Genomic DNA, 20,670 nt, shown 5'->3' with positions numbered 1-20,670 from the left:
ATATTTTATAAAATAAAACGTCGCCTCTAATATGAAGAGACGACGTTTTATGATTCATACATATGACACTAAAAGTATCGATAGATTCCCTACTCCATTTTCTAAGCTTACTTCACCACAAACCTAGTCTGACTACACCCATCCTTCTGCTTCGTTACTTCTAATACAGCTGGCATTGCGTTTTTCAGCTCTTGTACGTGTGAAATGACACCGATAAATCGGCCTGATTTTTGTAGGTCAATTAAGGCATCAACTGCTTTCGTTAATGATTCTTCATCTAATGAACCGAACCCTTCATCGATGAACATCGTTTCGATGGAAATACCACCTTCATATGCTTGAATGACATCTGCCATTCCTAGCGCTAAGCAAAGTGATGCGTTAAATTTCTCTCCGCCGGATAATGTTTTTACATCGCGCGTTTGGCCAGTGTATGCATCGTACACATCTAAGCCTAATCCACTTTGACGGTTTCTTTTTTCAACTCGTTCACTTCGTTTTAAATAAAATTGTCCATTTGATAATTTACGTAGTCGTTCGTTTGCGATTTGAACAATTTGTTCTAAATACTCAATTAAGATGTAACGTTCAAATGATATACGACTTTCGTTATCACCTTTCATTACTTCATATAAATCAACAAGTTCTTGGAAGGCTTTTTCTTCCTCGTGAATTTGTTCGTCAATACGTCTAATGTTTTCATGTAAATCAGAAATATATGTTACCGCATTTTGCGCACGTTGACGTTTTTCTTTAATTATATCGAGATTAATTTCTAGTTCTTTTATGTGTTCACCTAAAGATGTAATATCCATATACTCTTTATCTTTTAATTCTGAGTTTAGCTCTTCAATTTGTTTTGCAAGCACTTCAAGAGATGAATAATAACCTTGAATTTCTTTCTGTAACATCTCCATCTCGGCATCGCTTAATTTGGCTTCTTTATACGTGAATTGATCTGTAAATCCGCTTTGTTCTAGCTCTTTCATAAAGCGTGCGAAAGTCTCTTCTTTCTTCAATTTTGCACTTTCAAATTGATTAGAAGCACCTTTCTGTTCTGCTTGAATACGTATATTTTCATTTTGCCAATGTTGATACGCTTCCTGCACTTTCTTCCATTCGTCCTCCATTAACCTAAGTTCGTGCATAGCTTGGTCAAACTGTGCTTTCCAAGCTTGTACTGTTTGCAAGTTTTCTGGAATATTTCGTTTATCATGTTCATATGACGTACGAAGTTGCATGCACTCCATTTCTGTACGGTGCTGCATTGTTTCTACTTCCCGTTTTTGTTTCTGAAGTTCTTCTATTTTTTCTTCTACGCTTTTCATGTTCACAGCAATCTGCTTACGTGTTTCTTCACTTGCTTTTAACGTATTAACGTCTGCTGCTAATTGTTTTCCTTTTTGAACAAGTACACTATATGTTTCAACTAATTTTTCGGAGTTATAGCCACGCTTCACAACTTCTTCTATCACTTGTTCATATTGTAGTCGATAAAAATTCCATTTCTCCTCTACTTGCACATGTAATTTTTCAGCAATGTTCTTCTTATCTCTTAAATCGTTTAACTCTTTTTCATCGATCGCATTACTTTGCTCTGTAGCTTTTTGCGGATGATTCGTACTACCACATACCGGACAAGATGCACCGTCATGTAAATGAAGAGCTAATATACCAGCTTGTTCACTTAACCAACGGCGCTCCATGTTTTCATATGCACGAACTGCCACGTGCATTTTATTATTTGCCACTTCTTTTTCTTGCTCGAATTTTTGTTTTTCTTGCCAAACATCATATGCTTGCTTTAACACTTTTGCATCTTCTCGCATATTCGTTAGTTCTTCTACTTTAGCTACATATTGCTCAAGTGCTTGTTCTAATTGCTGCAATTCATCAGACATTCTCTGTTTTTGGCTTGTATGCTCTTCTAGTTGTTGATCCAACTTTTGCATACTTTCTTTTAATTTCCCTATTTGAATTTCGGCATTTTGTAAATTCAGCTTTCTCTCAGCTAATGATTCAATGATTGCTTGTAACTCTTCTAATCTTTGAACAAGTTTTTTAGCCTCTTCTCGTTCAGCTTCTTTATTCTTTACTACTTCATACTTCTCCTGAGCAAGTTCAAAGCTGTTCATTATCTGTTCTTGTTTGACGATTATCTGTTTTAACAAACTTTCAGCTTTCTGCTCATTTTGCATCGCTTCTTCATACCATTGTTCAAATGGTAATAAGCGCTTTGCTTGTTCCGCACGTTTAAAGGATTTTTCTTTCCTTTCAATTGCTGCACGGTTCTCTTGTAAAGTGTTATATTTCTCATTCTTTTGTTGTAAATCTATAAATTTCTCATTTACAGATTTTGCTGCATGAAAACGTGTTTCTGCATCCTTTAATTGCTTCGTTTGAACATCTTGTTCTACTTGTAATTGCTCAACCTCTGCCTTATACACTGTTGTTTCTTGTTCTAACGCTTCTACTACTTGATGCGTATTTACATGTTCTTGTGCCGCTAATGTCTCTAATAATGCTCCATCACGGATTGGTAATTTAAAAACATTACGGAAATAGAGCTCTCTCTCTTTTTGTTTTTCTTGCAAGACGTCTTTCCATTGTTTTCTCTTTTGATCAAGTAACTCACGCATTAATTTATAACGATCCGTTTTAAAAATACGACGTAAAATCTCTTCTTTGTTTTCCGTCTCAGATGTTAATAGTTTTCGGAATTCACCTTGTGGTAACATAACAATTTGACTAAATTGATGTTTACTTAACCCAATTAAATCTTCCACTTTTTTGTTTACGTCTGTTACATGAAAACGATCGACGGCTGGAACGTTTTCTCCATCAATAACTTCATATAATTCTACTGCATGTCCTGTAATGGTCTTATTCCCTTGTTTTTTATGTCCAAGTTGTCTTTTTATTTCATAGCGTTTCCCTTTTAATTGAAAGGTTAGTTCTACACTTGTATAAACATCATCATCAGCAAATTGACTTCGAAGCATGCTCGTATCACTACGTTCTTCTCCACTAGCCTCACCATATAACACATAACAAATCGCATCAAAAATCGTTGTTTTTCCAGCTCCCGTATTCCCAGAAATAGCGAAAATACGATGTTCTCCAAGATCTTCAAAATCGATTACTTCTTTCTGTTTATATGGCCCGAATGCTGTCATAATAAGCTGAATCGGTCTCATCCTCGTTCACCTTCCCGTTCTTGCACTGTTTGTAATACATCTATAAATAGGCGTTCTTTCTCTTCTGATAAATCTAACCCTTTCATTTCTTTATAGAAAGCCTTTAAAAGAGATAAATCATCCGTTTTATGTCTTGAAACCGTTACTTCATTTGTATCTGTGAGTTCTCGCCTTTGCATCGCTCTTTCAACGTGCATTGCATTTGGATATACAGATCGTATTTTCTCCATTGGCTGTAAGACAGGGTTTTCATCTAATAATTTTACAAATACGTAATCTTCACTTACTGGATGCTGTAATAATTCATCTATTTTCGCTTCTACTGTTCGCATTTTACGACGTGGTGAAAGTAACCTTTTTTCAATTGCTACTTCACCAGTTTCATTCAGTTCTACAATGTAATAACCTTTTTTATGTTTCTCTTCAGAAATTGAATAGGCAAGTGGTGAACCTGAATATCGAATGGTCTCATTACGTACGAAATGCGCTTGATGTAAATGTCCAAGCGCTGTGTAATGAAACTTATCAAAATAATGACTATTTACATATTCAGCACCACCAATTGAAAGTGGTCGTTCTGCATCACTTGTATTCTCCTCCGCTTCTCCTGAAGAAGTTACAAATGCATGTCCAACAAATACATGTCTAGCTTCTTTATCCATTGTTTCAGAGAGCTCATTCATAAAAATGCGCATCGCATCATCATGAGAACGTACGTCTTCATTTTTCAACACGTGTCTAACTATGCTTGGGTCTGCATACGGTATTAGATGGAAGTGAACCTCCCCATATTCATCACTTAGTACAACAGGTTCATACGGGAATTGAAATTGGCCTGCAATATGTAATCCCTGTTTTTTCATTAAACTACTCCCAAAATGGATACGATCCGGACTATCATGATTACCAGCTACTGCAATAACTGGTGTTTGTAAATCAATAACTATTTTTTGCAGCACATCATTTAATAAGTCTACTGCTTCTGTAGGTGGAATTGCTCGGTCATATAAATCCCCTGCAATAATTACAGCATCTGGTTTTTCTTCTTCAACAGCCTGTACAAACTGATCTAATACAATCTTTTGGTCTTCAGTCATATACACGCCATGAACAAGCTTACCTAAATGCCAATCCGCTGTATGAAATAACTTCATATTTTTCTACTCCTTTTAATTTACTGATTTTAGTGAAACGAGTTGATAGTTTATTGTAGTTTTTCCGTTCTCCCACTCTAGCTTCAATATCGTTGCACTTCCAATTCTTTCTTCATTTGATTTATATAAAGGCAATATTTCTTGAATTGTAAATAAGTGATAACCATCCAATATTAATTGAAATATATTTTCTTCAATATGTAATCTTACTTCTTTTTCATTTGAAATAATTTTTGTGTGCATCTCAAATTTCATGATAGATACAACCCCTTTTTATAATCTCTACATTTTAATAGTATAGTGGCTATGCAAGATTGACAAGTACATACACAGCAAAGTACACACTTTTCTATTGTTATATGTTTTATGTATTTTATATAAAGTACGGTATGTGAAATTTTATATTTTCTCCAAAATAAAAATGCCTATTGTGACATCTTTATTTTTGTATAAAGTCTTTCATTACATAATATAAAACGGTAATTAAAACGATTGCGACGAAAAATGAGAACACTGCGACAATGTACCCATCTTTATTTAATAAAATACAGAATGAAATAGATATTATAAAAATCGGAAATACGAGACGTACTTTATCCTTCACTTCTTCTGTCGTATCTGTATGATGAAAATACTGCGTTATCCCTATCATTAAAGAAGACAAAATAATAACCGACAATAGTAAAGGTCCTGGCATTCCGATTTCTCCTTTCTCTATTTCTAATTCAGTGCAAAATTTCTTATTACAATTGTACGATTCATTTTTTCTTCAAACACTCTTTTTAGAATTGATAATGAACAATTCACACCTATATAATAGCGCTTTTATCATTATAACTTCAAATAATTACACTTACAGTAATGTTGTAATATTCCCCCTCAGTCTCTGAAATCCTGCAAAGATAACTCGTCAAAATATGCGGTGACCAAATTAATATTTACCGTCAACTTTTGACAAAATTTATAAAGGACATTTCAGTACATATCAAGAATTAAGAATAAGAAGATATGTAAGGGAGGATGCATTATGACTGAACACGTTTTATTTTCTGTTAGTGAAAACGGCGTTGCAACAATTACTTTAAACCGTCCAAAAGCACTTAATTCTTTATCTTATGACATGTTACAACCTATCGGACAAAAACTTAAAGAGTGGGAACACGATGAGCGTATTGCACTTATCGTGTTAAAAGGAGCTGGCACAAAAGGTTTTTGTGCAGGTGGCGACATTAAAACTCTTTATGAAGCGCGTTCCAATGAAGTGGCATTGCAACATGCAGAACGTTTTTTTGAAGAAGAGTATGAAATTGATACATATATTTATCAATATACAAAACCGATTATTGCTTGTTTAGATGGAATTGTAATGGGCGGTGGTGTCGGTCTTACAAATGGTGCGAAGTATCGCATTGTAACTGAACGTACGAAATGGGCAATGCCAGAGATGAATATCGGCTTCTTCCCAGACGTCGGAGCTGCATATTTCTTAAATAAAGCACCTGGATATACAGGACGCTTCGTTGCTTTAACAGCATCTATTTTAAAAGCTTCTGACGTATTATTTATTAATGCTGCTGATTACTTTATGACATCTGATTCATTACCAGAGTTTCTTACTGAACTTGAAAGTGTAAATTGGCATAAAGAAGATGATGTACATACTAATTTAAAAGAAGTTATTCGTACATTCGCAACTGCTCCAAACTTAGAAAGCGAGCTGACTCCTTCATTAGAAGTAATTAATTCACATTTTGCTTACGATACAATTGAAGAAATCATCCATTCATTGGAGAAAGATGAAAGCTCCTTTGCTCTAAAAACGAAAGAAACACTGTTATCAAAATCACCTATTTCACTAAAAGTAACATTAAAACAGTTTATTGATGGACAAGATAAATCCGTTGAAGAATGTTTCGCTACGGACCTTATACTTGCTAAAAACTTCATGAGACATGAAGATTTCTTCGAAGGAGTACGCTCCGTTGTCGTTGATAAAGATCAAAATCCGAATTATAAATATAAACAGTTAAGTGACGTTTCAGAAGAAGATGTGAATCGTTTCTTTAATTTACTTAATGCATAAAATGAAACTGTAATGAGTGGGTGTTTTGTTCATCCCCCACCTAACTTCTTTGCTTCAGCTAAATCTTGTGCGGTGGAAATCTTACTACTCGCAAATAGCGGGATAAAATCGAGGCTATATAGTAGTGAAATTACAGCTACTATATAGCCTTTTTTTATTTAATAATTTTTAATAAAATTTAATTTTATTAAATACATTTTTGTGCTACACTGATTTTAATCAAATATTCTAAAAATAAAAAGGAGGGGCGGCTATGATAGAAAATTATCTTCTTTTCATCATTATGTCTATTTGCCTTATCATTTTACCTGGTCCAGATACAGCAATGGCTACGAAAAACACATTGGTTGCTGGTAAAGTCGGTGGAGTGAAAACAGTGTTTGGTACATGTATTGCACTATTAATTCATACTTTAGCTGCTGTAATTGGTCTTTCTGCACTTATTGTAAAGTCAGCTCTTTTATTTTCTATTTTCAAGTACGTTGGGGCTCTCTATTTAATATATATCGGTATTAAAGCCCTTTTAGCAGTAAGAAACAAAGAAAACTTAGATACAAATGATCTATCTTTGAATAATGAAAACGAACATACTTCTTGCTTTCGCCAAGGATTTCTTACAAATTTATTAAATCCTAAAGTTGCAGTCTTCTTTTTAACTTTTTTACCGCAATTTTTAAATCCAAATCATAATACATTTATTCAACTTCTTGTAATGGGTCTTACTTACCTCGTTTTAACAGTCATTTGGTTTGCATTTTATATATTTTTAATTGATAAAATTAGTGCTTTTATGAAAAAACCAAAGACGCAACGTTATATTCAAGGGCTAACAGGAGTCGTCCTAATTGGATTTGGTATTAAACTAGCTTTTGAAAAAAATAATTAACAAGATGAAACCCACCACCACTATTAATAGTGGTGGTGGGTTTCATTTAATAGTTGATTTGGCTGTTTACTCTATATTAAAACCAGCGCTCAGTTACAACTTTTTTACGTGTATAGAATTGAACGCCATCTGTACCATTTGTACCTAAATCACCAAAGAATGAAGCTTTATTTCCTGCAAATGCGAAGAATGCCATTGGTGCTGGAACGTTTACATTTACACCGATCATACCAGCATCGATGTTATCACGGAATGTTTGTGCATGTTTACCATTTGACGTATAAATAACCGCACCGTTTGCAAATTTAGATTGATTTGTTAGTTTAATACCTTCTTCTAAATCTTTAACACGTACAATGCTTAATACTGGAGCAAAAATTTCATCTTGCCAAATTTTCATTTCTTGATTCACGCCATCAAAGATTGTCGCACCTACAAAGTAACCTTCTCCAACTTCTTCATTAATTTTACGGCCATCTACTAATAAAGTTGCCCCATCTGCTACACCGCTATTAATATAGCCTAAAACGCGCTCTTTATGAGATTCACGGATTAATGGTCCAACATAGTTATCTTCGTTAAAGCCATCGCCTACTTTTAATTTTTTCGTTTCTGCTACTAATACATCAATGAATTCATCAGCAATTTCATCCACTACTGCTACTACTGAGCATGCCATACAGCGCTCTCCACTACTTGCAAATGCAGATCCAATTACACCTTGTACTGTTTTCTCAAGATTGCAATCTGGCATTACAATCGCATGGTTTTTCGCACCTGCTAACGCTTGTACACGTTTTCCGTGTTTTGTACCTGTTTCATATACGTAACGAGCTACCGGCTCAGAGCCAACGAACGAAACAGCTTGAATATCTTTATTTTCTAAAATGCTATTTACAACATCTTTTCCGCCTTGTACTAAATTTAATACGCCTTTTGGGAAACCTGCTTCATAGAATAATTCTACAAGTCGCTCCGCTAAAAGTGGCGTTCTTTCCGATGTTTTTAATACGAATGTATTACCGCAAGCAATTGCAAGTGGGAACATCCATAATGGAATCATCATTGGGAAGTTGAACGGTGTAATACCAGCAACAACTCCGATTGGGTAGCGCCAAATTGATCCATCAATTCCGCTAGCAATATTCGGAAGCGCTTGTCCCATCATTAAATTAGGTGCCGATGTTGCAAGTTCTACTGCTTCAATACCACGCTGTACTTCACCTGTTGCATCCGTTAGCGTCTTACCATTTTCTAGCGTAATGATTTTTGCAAGCTCATCTTTGTGTTCTTGTAATAGCTGTAAATATTTATATAAATTTCTTGAACGATTCGGAACTGGTACTTTAGACCATGTTTCGAATGCTGCTTTTGCCGCTTCAACAGCTTTTTCAACATCCTCTTTTGGAGATAGTGGAACGTAAGCGATAATTTTTCCAGTCGCTGGATTTGGAACTGCTTCTACTTCCGTACCTGTCGATTCAACCCACTCACCGTTAATGTGATTTTTAACTCGTTTAATTTCAGTTGTAATCATTGTATTCTCTCCTTTGTATAATTTATTTTTGATTAGAAATTAATTGCTCGCTAACTTTCTTATATAAAGCAGCCATATCGTTTTCACCATATCCAGCTTGACTCGCTTCGTCATATACATTTAATAACATTTCGCTTACCGGTAAATGGAGTTCGCTTTCCTTAGCTAAGTCAACTGCAAACCCTAAATCTTTCTTCAATAAGTTCACAGTAAATCCTGGCTCGTAGTTTTCAGGTGCTATAAAACTTTTAAAATTACGTTCATAAATTCTGCTTTGGCCGTAACTTACATTTAAAATATCAAACATTTTATCTAAATCCATATTGTTCTTTTTCGCTAATGTTAAAGCTTCACTTACACCAGCTGTATAAAAACCAATTAATAAGTTATTAATTAACTTAACAGTTGTACCACTATCAATCTGCTCACTAACATGGAAAATGTTCGCGCCTAGTACGCCCATGATAGATTCCGTTTTCTCATATACCTCTTTTGATCCACCAACCATAAACGTTAATGTACGATTTTCGGCTCCAATTACACCGCCGCTCACAGGTGCTGCTAAAAAGTTTACTTTCTTTTCCTTTGCAGCTTCCTCTAATTGTTTGTTTAACTGCGGCGATACCGTACTTGTATCAATGAAAACTACATTCGAGTGACCATTTTCAAATAATCCTTCTGCTCCAAAATATACCGCTTCAACAGCGCGAGGTGAAGGTAAACTTGTAAAAACTACATCACATGTTTCTGCTAGTTTTGAGATTGATAGACCGATAATTCCGCCTTCTTTTTCAAAGGACGCTTCTGCCTCTTTATTTAAGTCCACGCCATATACTGTGTAACCTGATTTAACTAGATTTTTTGACATCGGAAGACCCATGTTACCTAAACCGATAAAACCAATCTTTTTCATTTCGCTTTCCTCCTATTTACACAATATATTTCCCGCGATTTATAATAGCTTTCGCAATTTCTCTCTTCTTCGTAAATACGTTCGTGTATAAAGGTACTAATAATTGACGGATTTCAGCTAAAATCACATGTCTATCTTGTTCTTCTGTAACAGCCGCCGAAAGTACAGAAATCACTGATTCTTCTACTTTACGGTATCCTTCTTCACAAATAACATCCGTTATGAGTTGCTTCGTACGTTCTTTTTCCTCACCATTTTTACTTACCGCTTTTCTCGTACGTAAAAACGCTGATTCCATGACGTACACGTCCGTCAACATATTTGAAATTACACGTGAATATTCTTGTTCTTGGTCGATTTTTAGACCTGGAGTTTTAGAGAGCGTTTTCAAAGATTGTTTCAACAATTTTTTTGCTAATAAAATGTAACGATGGTTTCTTTCGACATTTGCTACATCACTTTCTACTTCAGTATCTTCTAATTGTTCGATTTGCTTCATTAACATTTTGGCAACTGTTAATCTATTAATTTCATTCGTTCCTTCAAAAATACGACTAATTCTAGCATCACGATATAATCGTTCTACCTCATACTCTTGCATATAACCGTAACCACCATGAATTTGTACAGCTTCATCTACGATATAAGCAAGTGTTTCAGAAGCGTTCACTTTATTAAGTGCACATTCAATTGCAAATTGGGACATTTTCTTCATAAGATCTTCATCGCTCTCATGAATTGCTTCATCGATTACACCTGCTGTACGATAAGCTGCACTTTCTGCTCCATATGTAGCAATGATCATATTTGCAATTTTCTCTTGAATCATCGTAAAGTCTACTAATTCCGTTTGGAACTGTTTTCGCTCTTTTCCATATTGAACCGACAAACCAATTGCTTGTTTTGCTGTTCCAATATTTCCAAAAGCAAGTTTAAGTCTAGCAAAGTTAAGAATATTAAGGGCTACGTGATGCCCTTTCCCAACTTCCCCTAAAACATTTTCAGCAGGGATGACAACATCTTCTAAAATAAGAGTCGCTGTTGAAGAACCTTTAATCCCCATTTTCTTTTCTTCTAATCCAATAGATACACCTTCACATGTTCTTTCGACAATAAACGCTGTCATTCCTTTATTTGTCTTCGCAAAAACAACGTATACATCTGCCATATGAGCATTTGTAATCCATTGCTTCTCACCATTTAACTTCCAAGCTGTTCCCTCTTCATTCAATACGGCGCTTGTTTTTGCACTTAATGCATCCGAACCAGCATTTGGCTCAGTTAAAGCATAAGCACCAATCCATTCTCCCGATGCGATTTTCGGTAAATATTTTTCTTTCTGTTCTTTCGTTCCATAATATATGTAAGGCAATGTACCGACACCAGCGTGTATATTAAAAGAAACGCTAAACGCACCAGCGTAACCCATTTTCTCTGCTACAAGACCTGAGACAGCCTTTCCTAACTCAAACCCGCCATAAGCTTCTGGTACCTCAATGCCTAATAATCCAAGTTCCCCAGCTTTCTCAAATAATTGACGAGAAACTTTATAGTTATGTTGTTCAATATTCTCCATTTGTGGAAAAATTTCTTGTTTAACGAATTGTTCAGTCGTTTTTGCGATTAAATCTTCATCACCTGAAAAATCTTCTGGTGTAAAGTAAGTATGATTTGTATCTTTATTGAGTGAAAAAAATTCATCCCATGGTAACTTCGTTTTCTCCATATGTATCCCCCTATCATTCGGCTTTCATAGCTTTTTGCTTATGCTCGTCTACGATGAGTGGAATATCTTTTTTGAAAATAGAAGGCGATGATTTTTCACATCAAGCATTTTATTTTGCCAAAGATGTATTTTCATCGCCTTCGCTGCTTTATCTATTGATCTTCTGATAATACTGTTTTTGCAATACCAGTATCTAACTCTTCAAAGTCATGATATGAAATTGTTTCGTATAATTCACTTCTCGTTTGCATATTAGAAAGTGCATCTTTTTGAGAACCTGTTTCTTTAATTAAAGTAAACACATTTTCATACGCTTTCGCTGCAACGCGAAGTGAAGTTACAGGATAAATAACCATTTGGAAGCCCATATTTGCAAATTCCTCTGCACTATAATATGGAGTTTTTCCGAATTCAGTCATATTCGCAAGTAAAGGTGCATTTACCTTGCTATTAAATAGACGGAATTCTTCCTCTGATTGAAGCGCTTCAGGGAAAATTGCGTCTGCACCTGCTTTTACATATGCATTTGCTCTTTCAATTGCTTCATCTAATCCTTCAACGCCACGAGCATCAGTACGTGCTACAATGTATAAGCTCGGTGCAACTTCTTTAATCGCTTTAATTTTTTGAACCAATTCTTCTGTAGTAACAAGTTTCTTACCATTTAAATGCCCACATTTTTTTGGTAATTGCTGATCTTCAATTTGGACAGCTGCTACTTTCGCTTCCACCATTTCTACAGCTGTTCTCGCCACATTTAGTACACCACCAAATCCTGTATCAATGTCAACAAGAACAGGTAAATCTGTAGCTCTTACTAAATCTCTTGCTCTCTCAGCCACTTCAGTAGACGTCACGATACCTAAATCTGGTAAGCCTTTACTTGCAGTATAAGCAGCTCCTGATAAATAAAGAGCTGAAAAACCTGTATTTTTTGCAACTAAAGCCGCCATTGCATCATGAGCACCTGGAATTTGCAAAATTTCATTTGCTTCTACTAAAGCTCGAAATCGATTCGCAAGCTCCTCTTGTGTTGACTGCTTTTTCACAACCCAAGCCATTCTAAATTCCCCCTATTATTAAATTAAGAATAGATCTACAAATTCGTTTACATTCATATTTTCTAGTTTTTCTTCATTTAAACAAACTTCATGAATTTGTTCTTGTTGCTTACTAGAATAATGACCTGCCATATTTGCAGTGAATTTTTGAACAACTTTTGGAATTGCTTCGTCTCTACGGAAACGGTGACCAAGTGGATATTCACATTCCACATTTTCTGTTACTGTGCCATCTTTAAAGTGAACTTGAACAGCGTTGGCGATTGAGCGCTTGTTCGGGTCAAGGTAATCTAAACTGTACTGTTTGTTTTCAACAACAACCATCTTATTACGTAATTCATCTACACGTGGATCGTTTGCTACTGCATCTTCATAATCGTCTGCAACGATATCTCCTTTTAATAAACCAATTGCCGTAATGTATTGTAAGCAATGATCACGATCAGCTGGGTTATTTAATGGCCCTTCTTTATCAATAATACGAATTGCTGATTCATGAGTTGTAATTGTAATACGGTCAATTTCATCTAATCTCTCTTTAATTTCCGGATGCAACTTCACTGCACATTCTGCAGCCGTTTGTGCATGGAATTCTGCTGGATATGACACTTTAAATAATACATTTTCCATTACATATGACTCTAGTGGTCTTGCTAATTTTAATTCTTGTTTATTGAATAATACATCTTGGAATCCCCATCCTGGCGCAGATAATGCTGTTGGATAACCCATTTCACCTTTTAGAGCAGTCATTGCAAGATGAACACCGCGGCTCGTTGCGTCACCTGCAGCCCATGATTTACGTGAGCCCGTATTTGGAGCATGACGATATGTACGAAGACTAGAATTATCAATCCACGCATGTGATAATGCATTAAAGATTTCTTCACGTGTTCCGCCAAGCATTTTCGCAACTACTGCAGTTGTTGCTACTTTTACATATAATACATGGTCAAGACCAACTCTGTTTAAGCTGTTTTCTAAAGCCAGCACGCCTTGAATTTCATGTGCTTTAATCATCATTTCTAATACTTCACGTACTTTTAAAGCTTCTTTTCCTTCTGAAATACGAACACGGCTAATATAATCTGCGACCGCTAAAATTCCGCCTAGGTTATCAGATGGATGTCCCCACTCTGCTGCAAGCCAAGTATCGTTATAGTCTAACCAACGGATCATACATCCGATATTAAATGCACCTTTTACTGGATCTAGTACATAAGACGTACCTGGTACACGTGTACCATTTGGCACGACTGTTCCTGGCACAACTGGTCCTAGTAATTTCGTACATTCTGGATATTGTAATGCTAAAATTCCACATCCAAGTGTATCAAGTAATACGTAACGAGCTGTACTGAATGCTTCTGCACTAGTAACCTCTTTATTTAATACATAATCCGTAATCTCTTCTAATAATGCATCTTTTTGCTTAATTTCATTTGTTTTAATCATGCTATCCTTCCCTTTCTGTCGAAAATTCGTTATTATTAATGATGGGTGTCGGTCAAACACCCATCTGGCGGGCGGTGCTAACAACTCCCCAGTTGTTCTTATTTACTAAGTACATGTCGCTCGCCAATATAATTTACACGCGGACGGAACAAACGATTATTTGCATGTTGCTCAATAACGTGCGCACATAATCCCACTGTTCTAGAGCTAAAGAAGATAGGTGTGTAAAGTTGAATTGGAATACCTAGCATCCAATATACTGGAGCTGCATAATAATCAAGATTTGGATAAATTCCTTTTTCTTTTTCCATAATCTTTTCTCCAGCTTCACACATTTCATATAGTGTATAATCACCTTTTACATCACATAACTGTTTTAAAGCTTCCTTCATCATAAGTGCTCTTGGATCCATCTTCTTCATATAAACACGGTGTCCAAAGCCCATAATTTTTTCTTTGTTATATAATTTCTTCTGTAATAACTCTTCAAATTTCTCAACATTACCAGCTTCTAAAAGCATGTACATAACCGCTTCATTTGCACCGCCATGTAAACTTCCTTTTAAAGATGCAACTGCACCTGTTAAAGCACCGTATAAATCTGATTGTGTTGATGCAATAACGCGAGCTGTAAATGTAGAGTTTGGCATTTCATGCTCACTATATAAAACAAGGGAACGATCAAAGATCTTTTCCTCAAGTTCAGTTGGTTTTTTACCAGTTAACATATAGAAGAAATTCGCACTATAAGATAATTCTTTAAGAGGTTCAATTGGCTCCTCATTATTTAAAATATGATAGCTATTCGCTACAATGTTTGGCACTTTACTTAACAGCTTGTACCCTCGGCTTTTATTCACTTCTAACGAGCGGTTTTCGATATCATTATCGTAACCAGCTAACGCTGACACACCTGTACGTAATCCATCCATGGGATGCGTCTCTTTAGGCAATGCCTTTAGTACGTTGAATACACCTTCTGGTACTGCATATTCTTCTTTTAATTTCTTTTCAAGTGTTGCTTTTTCATCTTCATTCGGTAGATGTTCCTCCAATAAAAGGTGCACAATGTCTAAATACTCTTTTGTTTTTGAGAGTTCGATTAAGTCATACCCTTGAATTACAATTTCACCTTTTACTGTGTCAAGAAACGAGATTTTCGTCTCCGCTGCCACTATACCATCTAATCCCGGGGAAAATTTTTCTTCAGCTTTCATCATTATTTCCTCCAATCCTAATAGATCTTCGTGCACATAACTGTAAGCCTTTACAATATTGTGAAACTACATTTCTATTTCAATGTATCAGAGTTTTTAGAAGATTTCAATTTATTTTATAATGATAAGTTTCCTACACTTTTCTTACTGTAACAATACAATTTTTTGAAAATAATTCTTATATTTTATAAAGAAAGAATAGACTTTTTTGCGTATTTTCAAAAACAAGATATAAAGATTTTTCATATAACACCGCCAAATATACAATTATTCTAATTTTATTTGAGAAATAAAAAAAACGAGCTGTACATAAATACAGCTCGTTACTATATGATATTTATTTCACTATCTCTTAAATATAATTTTTATATAAAACTTATTCATTTTTAATAAAGTTATTATTTTACATAATTAAATTGAATTTCTTCCATTTCCTCATGATAACTTACAAATAAATCATAGTTTTGAAAATACCAAAGATCATCAGAATCTACAAAAAATATAATACCTTCCTTCTCAACTGACACTATTTCCCCATCTGGTTTCTCAGCAACAACCCCTAAAGAATATCCGGGCTGAATTGAACTATCCCCTCCATACCTTACAGTAAAACGTACAGATTCACCGTTCTTTATACGTAATTCTTCCTGGAACCATTGCAGAGCTTTACGATCAATTGAAATTCTCATCTTTATTCCTCCAGTTTACGCAAACTCTTTTTTTCCTAATCGTTGTTTTACAAAGAAGACGAAAATAATTAAAGCTATCAATGCTGAAATTGCACTCCCTGAAAATAAAATACGATAACCAAACATTTGTGAAACAACTCCAAGTAAAATAGCACCTAACCCGATTCCTAAATCAAACGCTGTAAAAAATGAAGCATTTGCAACTCCTCTTTTACTCGGATCAACAATTGTAAGCATTGCCGCTTGCAAAGCTGGCTGCGCTGAACCAAATCCAATACCGTATAATGTTGCTGCGATAATTACACCTAACAAACCATTTGAAATAGTTAAAACAACTATAGCTAAAATAGTAATACATAATGCTGGGAGTATGATGAATACTTCTCCATACTTATCTAATAGTTTCCCTGAAATTGGTCTTACAATTGTTAATGCAATTGCATATACAAGAAAGAAAGTTCCCGGATTCACATGAATTGATGATGCAAATAACGGTAAAAAGGTTGTTATTCCTCCATATGCAAACGATAAAAAGAATACTACAATCGTGATTGTTAATACGGATTTCTCAAATAGCTGAATTTTCCCTTTTTCTTTTTGTGGCGTAAATGGCATCTTCGTTATTAGTGATAATACGACTGCCATAAAAGATAACAACGTCGCTAATAAAAATAGACCATGAAATGAATAATTTTGTACAACCCATAATCCAATCATTGGTCCGATTGCCATTGCAATTGTCATCGCCATCCCGTACCAACCCATACCTTCACCGCGGCGTGAATCTGGAATAATATCCGTTATTGCTGTTCCAACAGCTGTTGTAGAAACAGCCCATGTTACTCCGTGAATAACACGTAAAACAGCTAAAAGGACAATAGTCGATGCTATATTATAGGAATACATCGTTAATCCAAAAAAGATGAGACCGAAAATAATAAAGGATCTTCTACCATATTGATCTAACATTCCTCCAATAATCGGTCGTATTACAACAGCAGCTATTGTAAACATTCCCATCATGAGTCCAACTTGCGATTCATTGCCACCTATCTCTTTAATAAAGAGCGGGAGCGTTGGAACAAGTAAATAAAATCCTGTAAATAAAAATAACATTGCGAAAGTCATTTGAATAAATGATTTCGTCCATAATCGTTCCATAAAAATACCTCCATACACTCGTAAAATATTACGATTAACACCCTCATTGTACATTTTTTTTATCTCTTTTCCCTCCGTAAATAGACGTATCTTTTCATATTAAATAGTCCACCATCAGCTTACATTAGTCTTAAGACTTTGTACGCATGTTTTAAACGAAAGTCCTATATATGTACCTTTATACGTGCGAAAAGAATATACTAATTTATTATCACAACTTAGGAGTGATTATTTTATGTGGGTATTATCATCAAGAGTAACTGTCGCGGTTCCTTCGATACCCGAAATACATGCCCCCGCCGTTCATACAGCAAGTTCCGATGTCGGCATTGAACTTCCAGCAATTTGGCAACAATACCAATCACCAGGTCAAGCTACCCCTTCATTTTGGCATCATGGTGCCCATCCAAGTAGCACTACCTTTTATCACCCTAGCTACGCTCCACCACCTCAGGCTCAAGTCTTTTATCATTTCCCATCAATTTATTTTCAAAATTTTTATGGCACGTTTAACATTTAATAGCCATCACTGTATTCCCCCTACATTGCAATAAAGATTAACTTCACTCCAGTTTCAACATAAAAAGTCGAATTTCCTAAATAAGAAATTCGACTTTTTAAATTATTTTCCCAACTAAAGTAACCACTAAAGAAAGATATTTATTAAAGATTTGAATATAATTTTTACTTATTTAATACTTTATATGATTCATCACAGTTAGTCACTTTGCGGGATAGCCTAACCAACACATACCATCTTTTGCAAATAGGCTTTCCTCTCTTTACGTTAATTCATTCTTTTTCTTCTATCCAGCCCTTAACATTACATTTTCTGTAGCAAAATAAAAAAAGCACTTAAGATTGTAAATTCCTACAAATCTTAAGTGCTCTTTTGAAAACTTTTCTATAAATTTTTCTTATTGTCCATTATTGGCAGGAACCTCTCCTGCATTTCCACCATTATTTGGTTGTACTGTTGCAGGTGGGGTTGGAGTTCCTTGACCTCCATTATTATTCGCTGGAGGTGTCGTTCCTTGGCCTCCTCCGTTATTTGCTGGAGGTGTCGTTCCTTGGCCTCCTCCGTTATTCGCTGGAGGTGTCGTTCCTTGACCTCCTCCGTTATTCGCTGGAGGTGTCGTTCCTTGACCTCCTCCGTTATTTGCTGGAGGTGTCGTTCCTTGGCCATTTCCGTTATTTTGTTCATTTTGTTTCTTTTCTTCTTCTTGTTTCTTTTGCTCTTCTAGTTTCTTTTGTTCTTCTTGCTTCTTAAGTTCCTCTTGTTTCTTTTGCTCTTCTTGTTTTTTCAGTTCTTCTTGTTTCTTTAATTCTTCTTGCTTTTTCTCTTCTTCAGTTTTTTGCTGTTGATCTTGTTTTGGTTGCTCCGTTGTATCCGGTACGCTAGTATTTGGCGATGAATCACGTTTTTCACCTTTTATACGTAGCTCACTACCTTCTTGAATAACGCTACTTGGCATTTTAAAGCGTGATTTATCTGTAGCCATTTCACTCATCATTTCTTTAAAGATCAACTGTGCAATTTTCGTATTTTTACTACTAATATACTCGTCTTTACCATCTTTCATATACCCCGTCCATACTGCCATCGTATATTGCGGTGTATATCCAGCAAACCAACTATCACGAGTTGCACTTTCTGGAATTTTATATTGAGCTAATTGTTTTGATGAGTAGTTTGTCGTACCCGTTTTACCAGCTACATCTAAAGATGCTATATTTGCAGATGTACCAGTACCTGATGTAACTACAGAACGAAGCATATCTGTAATCATATATGCGGTAGAGTCTGTCATAACTTGTTTTGGTTTTTGTCCAAAACTTTGTGACTTACCATCTGGATAAACGACTTTCTTAACAAAATGCGGTTTCGTATATTTACCATCATTACCAAATGCCGCATAAGCGCCCGCTATTTCAGTTGGTGATACTTCATTTGTACCAATCGCTGTTGATTCAGTCGGTGCCGTATTAAATGTAATGCCTAATTTCTCAGAGAAGTCTTTTGATTTATTAATTCCAACTTCTTTCGCAGTCTTAATTGCTGGGATATTTCGTGACTTTTCTAATGCTACACGCATTGTAATAGGGCCCATATGACTTCTATCTGAATTTCGTACTTCTTGTCCCGTTGAATACTTAAATGGAGAGTCATCAATTTGATGGTACGTAGCCCATTTTAAATATTCAATTGCAGGAGCGTAGTCGAAAATCGGCTTCATCGTTGAACCAGCTGCACGATCTAATTCAATTGCCATATTATGCCCTTTAAATACAGCTTTATTTTCTCCACGGCCACTACCTATAGCACGAACTTCTCCTGTTTTCGTATCCATAAATGTAAATGCACCTTGGAATTTATCGTTCGGATAATCAATGATATTATTATTTAAAATATTATCAGCAAGTTTCTGTGCTTTCGGATCTAACGTAGTATAAATTTCTAAACCATCAGAACCAATATTAGCATCTGGCAATTCTTTTTCTACTTCTTTCACAACTGCATCCATAAATGCAGGGTATGGCATTGTTTGTAGTTGAGTTGCAGGCTTGAGTCCCTTTTCTACGTCAACTTTTGATGCTTCTTCCATTTCCTGTTTTGTTATATATCCATGTCGATTCATTAAGTTTAGAACAACATTTCTTCTTTCTGTTGCTTTTTGAACATTTTCTTTTTTCGTTGGATCATAGTTATTCGGTGCTTTCGGTAAACCTGCCAGCATCGCAACTTCTGGTAATGTTAAGTCCTTCAATTCTTTACCATAGTAGTTTTGTGCTGCTGTTGCGATCCCATATGAACGGTTTCCTAAGTTAATTTTATTTAAGTACATCTCTAATATTTCATGTTTTGAATACTGTTGTTCTAGCTTATAAGCTAAATATATTTCTTGCGCCTTACGCTTTGGTGTTTTGTCCATTGATAAGAAGTAGTTTTTAATAACTTGCTGTGTTATCGTACTTCCACCTTGAGAACCGTAATCTCCTTTAAGACTTACTAGAACAGCACGCGCAGTACCTTTAAAATCTACTCCGCTATGCTCATAAAAACGTGAATCTTCTGTTGCTAAAAATGCATTTTCTACTAATTTAGGTATTTGCTCATACGTAACATTCGTCCTTTTTTCTTTTCCATATTCATATACCAAATCCCCGTTTTTATCATAAATTTTTGAGGATAACGGATTAACAAGTTTTGCTTTCTCAAGTTTTGGTGCATCCTTAATCATTACGAAAAAGGTAGCAACCCCCGCCACTAAACCAACAATACCAAGTAATAAACAAGTAATTAAAAACTTGCGAAAGAATGATGTTTTACCTTTTGGTTTTTGTGTTTTAGAAGCTGGTTGTTTTTTCTTTTTAACTTGTCGTCGTTCCTCTCGAGAACGATAATTTTCTGACATGTTACTTTCTCCTGCCTTTCAATTCTCCCGTTGATTTACTTAAAAATATTGAGGTCACTTTCTAAAATGCATTTGATTAAGAAAGTATATTGACCTGGAGCATTCAATATTTTCCCAATTCACAGATTATAAATTTTAGAATACTTCTTATACAAACTATTTTCACTTCTATTTT

The 20,670-nt window shown here is 35.3% G+C and carries 16 protein-coding genes; 3 read left to right on the top strand and 13 right to left on the bottom strand.

What is annotated here, in order from left to right; genetic code table 11:
• Window positions 1-107: 107 nt before the first annotated feature.
• The 4 genes from IBT51_RS21385 to IBT51_RS21370 all read right to left on the bottom strand — a co-directional run bounded on the left by IBT51_RS21385 (window position 108) and on the right by IBT51_RS21370 (window position 5,048).
• Entirely contained in the window at window positions 108-3,197 is a 3,090-nt protein-coding gene (locus IBT51_RS21385) for an AAA family ATPase (protein ID WP_053564564.1), read from the bottom strand.
• Window positions 3,194-4,351: an exonuclease SbcCD subunit D gene (locus IBT51_RS21380; RefSeq protein ID WP_078400722.1), complete on the bottom strand. Its 1,158-nt coding sequence runs from the start codon at window positions 4,349-4,351 to the stop codon at window positions 3,194-3,196. The genes IBT51_RS21385 and IBT51_RS21380 overlap by 4 nt, the downstream gene beginning before the upstream one ends.
• 15 nt (window positions 4,352-4,366) lie before the next feature.
• Entirely contained in the window at window positions 4,367-4,606 is a 240-nt protein-coding gene (locus IBT51_RS21375; protein ID WP_000667344.1) for a DUF2584 family protein, read from the bottom strand.
• Between the two features lie 184 nt (window positions 4,607-4,790).
• Window positions 4,791-5,048, bottom strand: a complete 258-nt coding sequence (locus IBT51_RS21370) for a hypothetical protein (RefSeq protein WP_001119409.1) — start codon at window positions 5,046-5,048, stop codon at window positions 4,791-4,793.
• A gap of 330 nt (window positions 5,049-5,378) precedes the next feature.
• Between IBT51_RS21370 and IBT51_RS21365 the strand changes: the two genes are divergently transcribed.
• Together IBT51_RS21365 and IBT51_RS21360 are read left to right on the top strand one after the other, a co-directional pair.
• Window positions 5,379-6,434, top strand: coding sequence for an enoyl-CoA hydratase/isomerase family protein (locus IBT51_RS21365; RefSeq protein ID WP_074047299.1), 1,056 nt, complete (start codon window positions 5,379-5,381; stop codon window positions 6,432-6,434).
• A gap of 253 nt (window positions 6,435-6,687) precedes the next feature.
• Complete coding sequence (locus IBT51_RS21360) at window positions 6,688-7,320, top strand: LysE family translocator (protein WP_000572360.1); 633 nt, start codon at window positions 6,688-6,690, stop codon at window positions 7,318-7,320.
• Between the two features lie 76 nt (window positions 7,321-7,396).
• On the opposite strand, the gene IBT51_RS21355 is transcribed toward IBT51_RS21360, so the two are convergent.
• From IBT51_RS21355 to IBT51_RS21320, 8 genes are all read right to left on the bottom strand, one after another.
• Complete coding sequence (locus IBT51_RS21355; RefSeq protein ID WP_200458577.1) at window positions 7,397-8,857, bottom strand: CoA-acylating methylmalonate-semialdehyde dehydrogenase; 1,461 nt, start codon at window positions 8,855-8,857, stop codon at window positions 7,397-7,399.
• Window positions 8,858-8,879: 22 nt separating this feature from the next.
• Window positions 8,880-9,770: an NAD(P)-dependent oxidoreductase gene (locus tag IBT51_RS21350; RefSeq protein ID WP_016081726.1), complete on the bottom strand. Its 891-nt coding sequence runs from the start codon at window positions 9,768-9,770 to the stop codon at window positions 8,880-8,882.
• 16 nt (window positions 9,771-9,786) lie between these two features.
• Window positions 9,787-11,496: an acyl-CoA dehydrogenase family protein gene (locus IBT51_RS21345; RefSeq protein WP_088023340.1), complete on the bottom strand. Its 1,710-nt coding sequence runs from the start codon at window positions 11,494-11,496 to the stop codon at window positions 9,787-9,789.
• A 152-nt stretch (window positions 11,497-11,648) separates the two neighbouring features.
• Window positions 11,649-12,557: a methylisocitrate lyase gene (gene prpB, locus IBT51_RS21340; RefSeq protein ID WP_000312640.1), complete on the bottom strand. Its 909-nt coding sequence runs from the start codon at window positions 12,555-12,557 to the stop codon at window positions 11,649-11,651.
• Window positions 12,558-12,575: 18 nt separating this feature from the next.
• Window positions 12,576-14,012: a 2-methylcitrate dehydratase gene (prpD, locus tag IBT51_RS21335; protein WP_000598139.1), complete on the bottom strand. Its 1,437-nt coding sequence runs from the start codon at window positions 14,010-14,012 to the stop codon at window positions 12,576-12,578.
• Between the two features lie 98 nt (window positions 14,013-14,110).
• Window positions 14,111-15,232 carry a citrate synthase gene (gene mmgD, locus IBT51_RS21330; protein WP_001987369.1) on the bottom strand — a complete coding sequence of 374 codons (1,122 nt, stop codon included), beginning with the start codon at window positions 15,230-15,232 and terminating at the stop codon, window positions 14,111-14,113.
• A 395-nt stretch (window positions 15,233-15,627) separates the two neighbouring features.
• Window positions 15,628-15,918 (bottom strand): HesB/YadR/YfhF family protein, encoded by a 291-nt coding sequence (locus IBT51_RS21325; protein WP_098852756.1) that lies wholly within the window; start codon window positions 15,916-15,918, stop codon window positions 15,628-15,630.
• Window positions 15,919-15,933: 15 nt separating this feature from the next.
• Window positions 15,934-17,079 (bottom strand): MFS transporter, encoded by a 1,146-nt coding sequence (locus tag IBT51_RS21320; protein WP_014482022.1) that lies wholly within the window; start codon window positions 17,077-17,079, stop codon window positions 15,934-15,936.
• A gap of 235 nt (window positions 17,080-17,314) precedes the next feature.
• Here IBT51_RS21320 and IBT51_RS21315 point away from each other — a divergent pair, with 235 nt between their 5' ends.
• Window positions 17,315-17,599 (top strand): hypothetical protein, encoded by a 285-nt coding sequence (locus IBT51_RS21315; RefSeq protein WP_063547175.1) that lies wholly within the window; start codon window positions 17,315-17,317, stop codon window positions 17,597-17,599.
• 397 nt (window positions 17,600-17,996) lie between these two features.
• Here IBT51_RS21315 and IBT51_RS21310 read toward each other — a convergent pair whose 3' ends face one another.
• The gene (locus tag IBT51_RS21310) at window positions 17,997-20,495 is read right to left on the bottom strand and encodes a transglycosylase domain-containing protein (RefSeq protein ID WP_001293956.1); all 2,499 of its coding nucleotides are present in this window, start codon (window positions 20,493-20,495) and stop codon (window positions 17,997-17,999) included.
• Window positions 20,496-20,670: the final 175 nt, after the last annotated feature.

This window comes from Bacillus sp. S71 (genome assembly GCF_016625265.1).
GTDB lineage: Bacteria > Bacillota > Bacilli > Bacillales > Bacillaceae_G > Bacillus_A > Bacillus_A cereus.
Note: the sequence above shows the minus strand (reverse complement) of the source record. Positions and strands in the feature narration are given on the sequence as shown.

Coding starts and splice junctions, on each gene's coding strand:
- IBT51_RS21380 (WP_078400722.1), bottom strand. CDS start 4,351: ATGAAGTTATTTCATACAGCGGATTGGCATTTAGGTAAGCTTGTTCAT.
- IBT51_RS21360 (WP_000572360.1), top strand. CDS start 6,688: ATGATAGAAAATTATCTTCTTTTCATCATTATGTCTATTTGCCTTATC.
- IBT51_RS21350 (WP_016081726.1), bottom strand. CDS start 9,770: ATGAAAAAGATTGGTTTTATCGGTTTAGGTAACATGGGTCTTCCGATG.
- IBT51_RS21355 (WP_200458577.1), bottom strand. CDS start 8,857: ATGATTACAACTGAAATTAAACGAGTTAAAAATCACATTAACGGTGAG.
- IBT51_RS21310 (WP_001293956.1), bottom strand. CDS start 20,495: ATGTCAGAAAATTATCGTTCTCGAGAGGAACGACGACAAGTTAAAAAG.
- IBT51_RS21345 (WP_088023340.1), bottom strand. CDS start 11,496: ATGGAGAAAACGAAGTTACCATGGGATGAATTTTTTTCACTCAATAAA.
- prpD (WP_000598139.1), bottom strand. CDS start 14,012: ATGATTAAAACAAATGAAATTAAGCAAAAAGATGCATTATTAGAAGAG.
- prpB (WP_000312640.1), bottom strand. CDS start 12,557: ATGGCTTGGGTTGTGAAAAAGCAGTCAACACAAGAGGAGCTTGCGAAT.
- IBT51_RS21325 (WP_098852756.1), bottom strand. CDS start 15,918: ATGAGAATTTCAATTGATCGTAAAGCTCTGCAATGGTTCCAGGAAGAA.
- IBT51_RS21365 (WP_074047299.1), top strand. CDS start 5,379: ATGACTGAACACGTTTTATTTTCTGTTAGTGAAAACGGCGTTGCAACA.
- IBT51_RS21375 (WP_000667344.1), bottom strand. CDS start 4,606: ATGAAATTTGAGATGCACACAAAAATTATTTCAAATGAAAAAGAAGTA.
- mmgD (WP_001987369.1), bottom strand. CDS start 15,232: ATGATGAAAGCTGAAGAAAAATTTTCCCCGGGATTAGATGGTATAGTG.
- IBT51_RS21370 (WP_001119409.1), bottom strand. CDS start 5,048: ATGCCAGGACCTTTACTATTGTCGGTTATTATTTTGTCTTCTTTAATG.
- IBT51_RS21315 (WP_063547175.1), top strand. CDS start 17,315: ATGTGGGTATTATCATCAAGAGTAACTGTCGCGGTTCCTTCGATACCC.
- IBT51_RS21320 (WP_014482022.1), bottom strand. CDS start 17,079: ATGGAACGATTATGGACGAAATCATTTATTCAAATGACTTTCGCAATG.
- IBT51_RS21385 (WP_053564564.1), bottom strand. CDS start 3,197: ATGAGACCGATTCAGCTTATTATGACAGCATTCGGGCCATATAAACAG.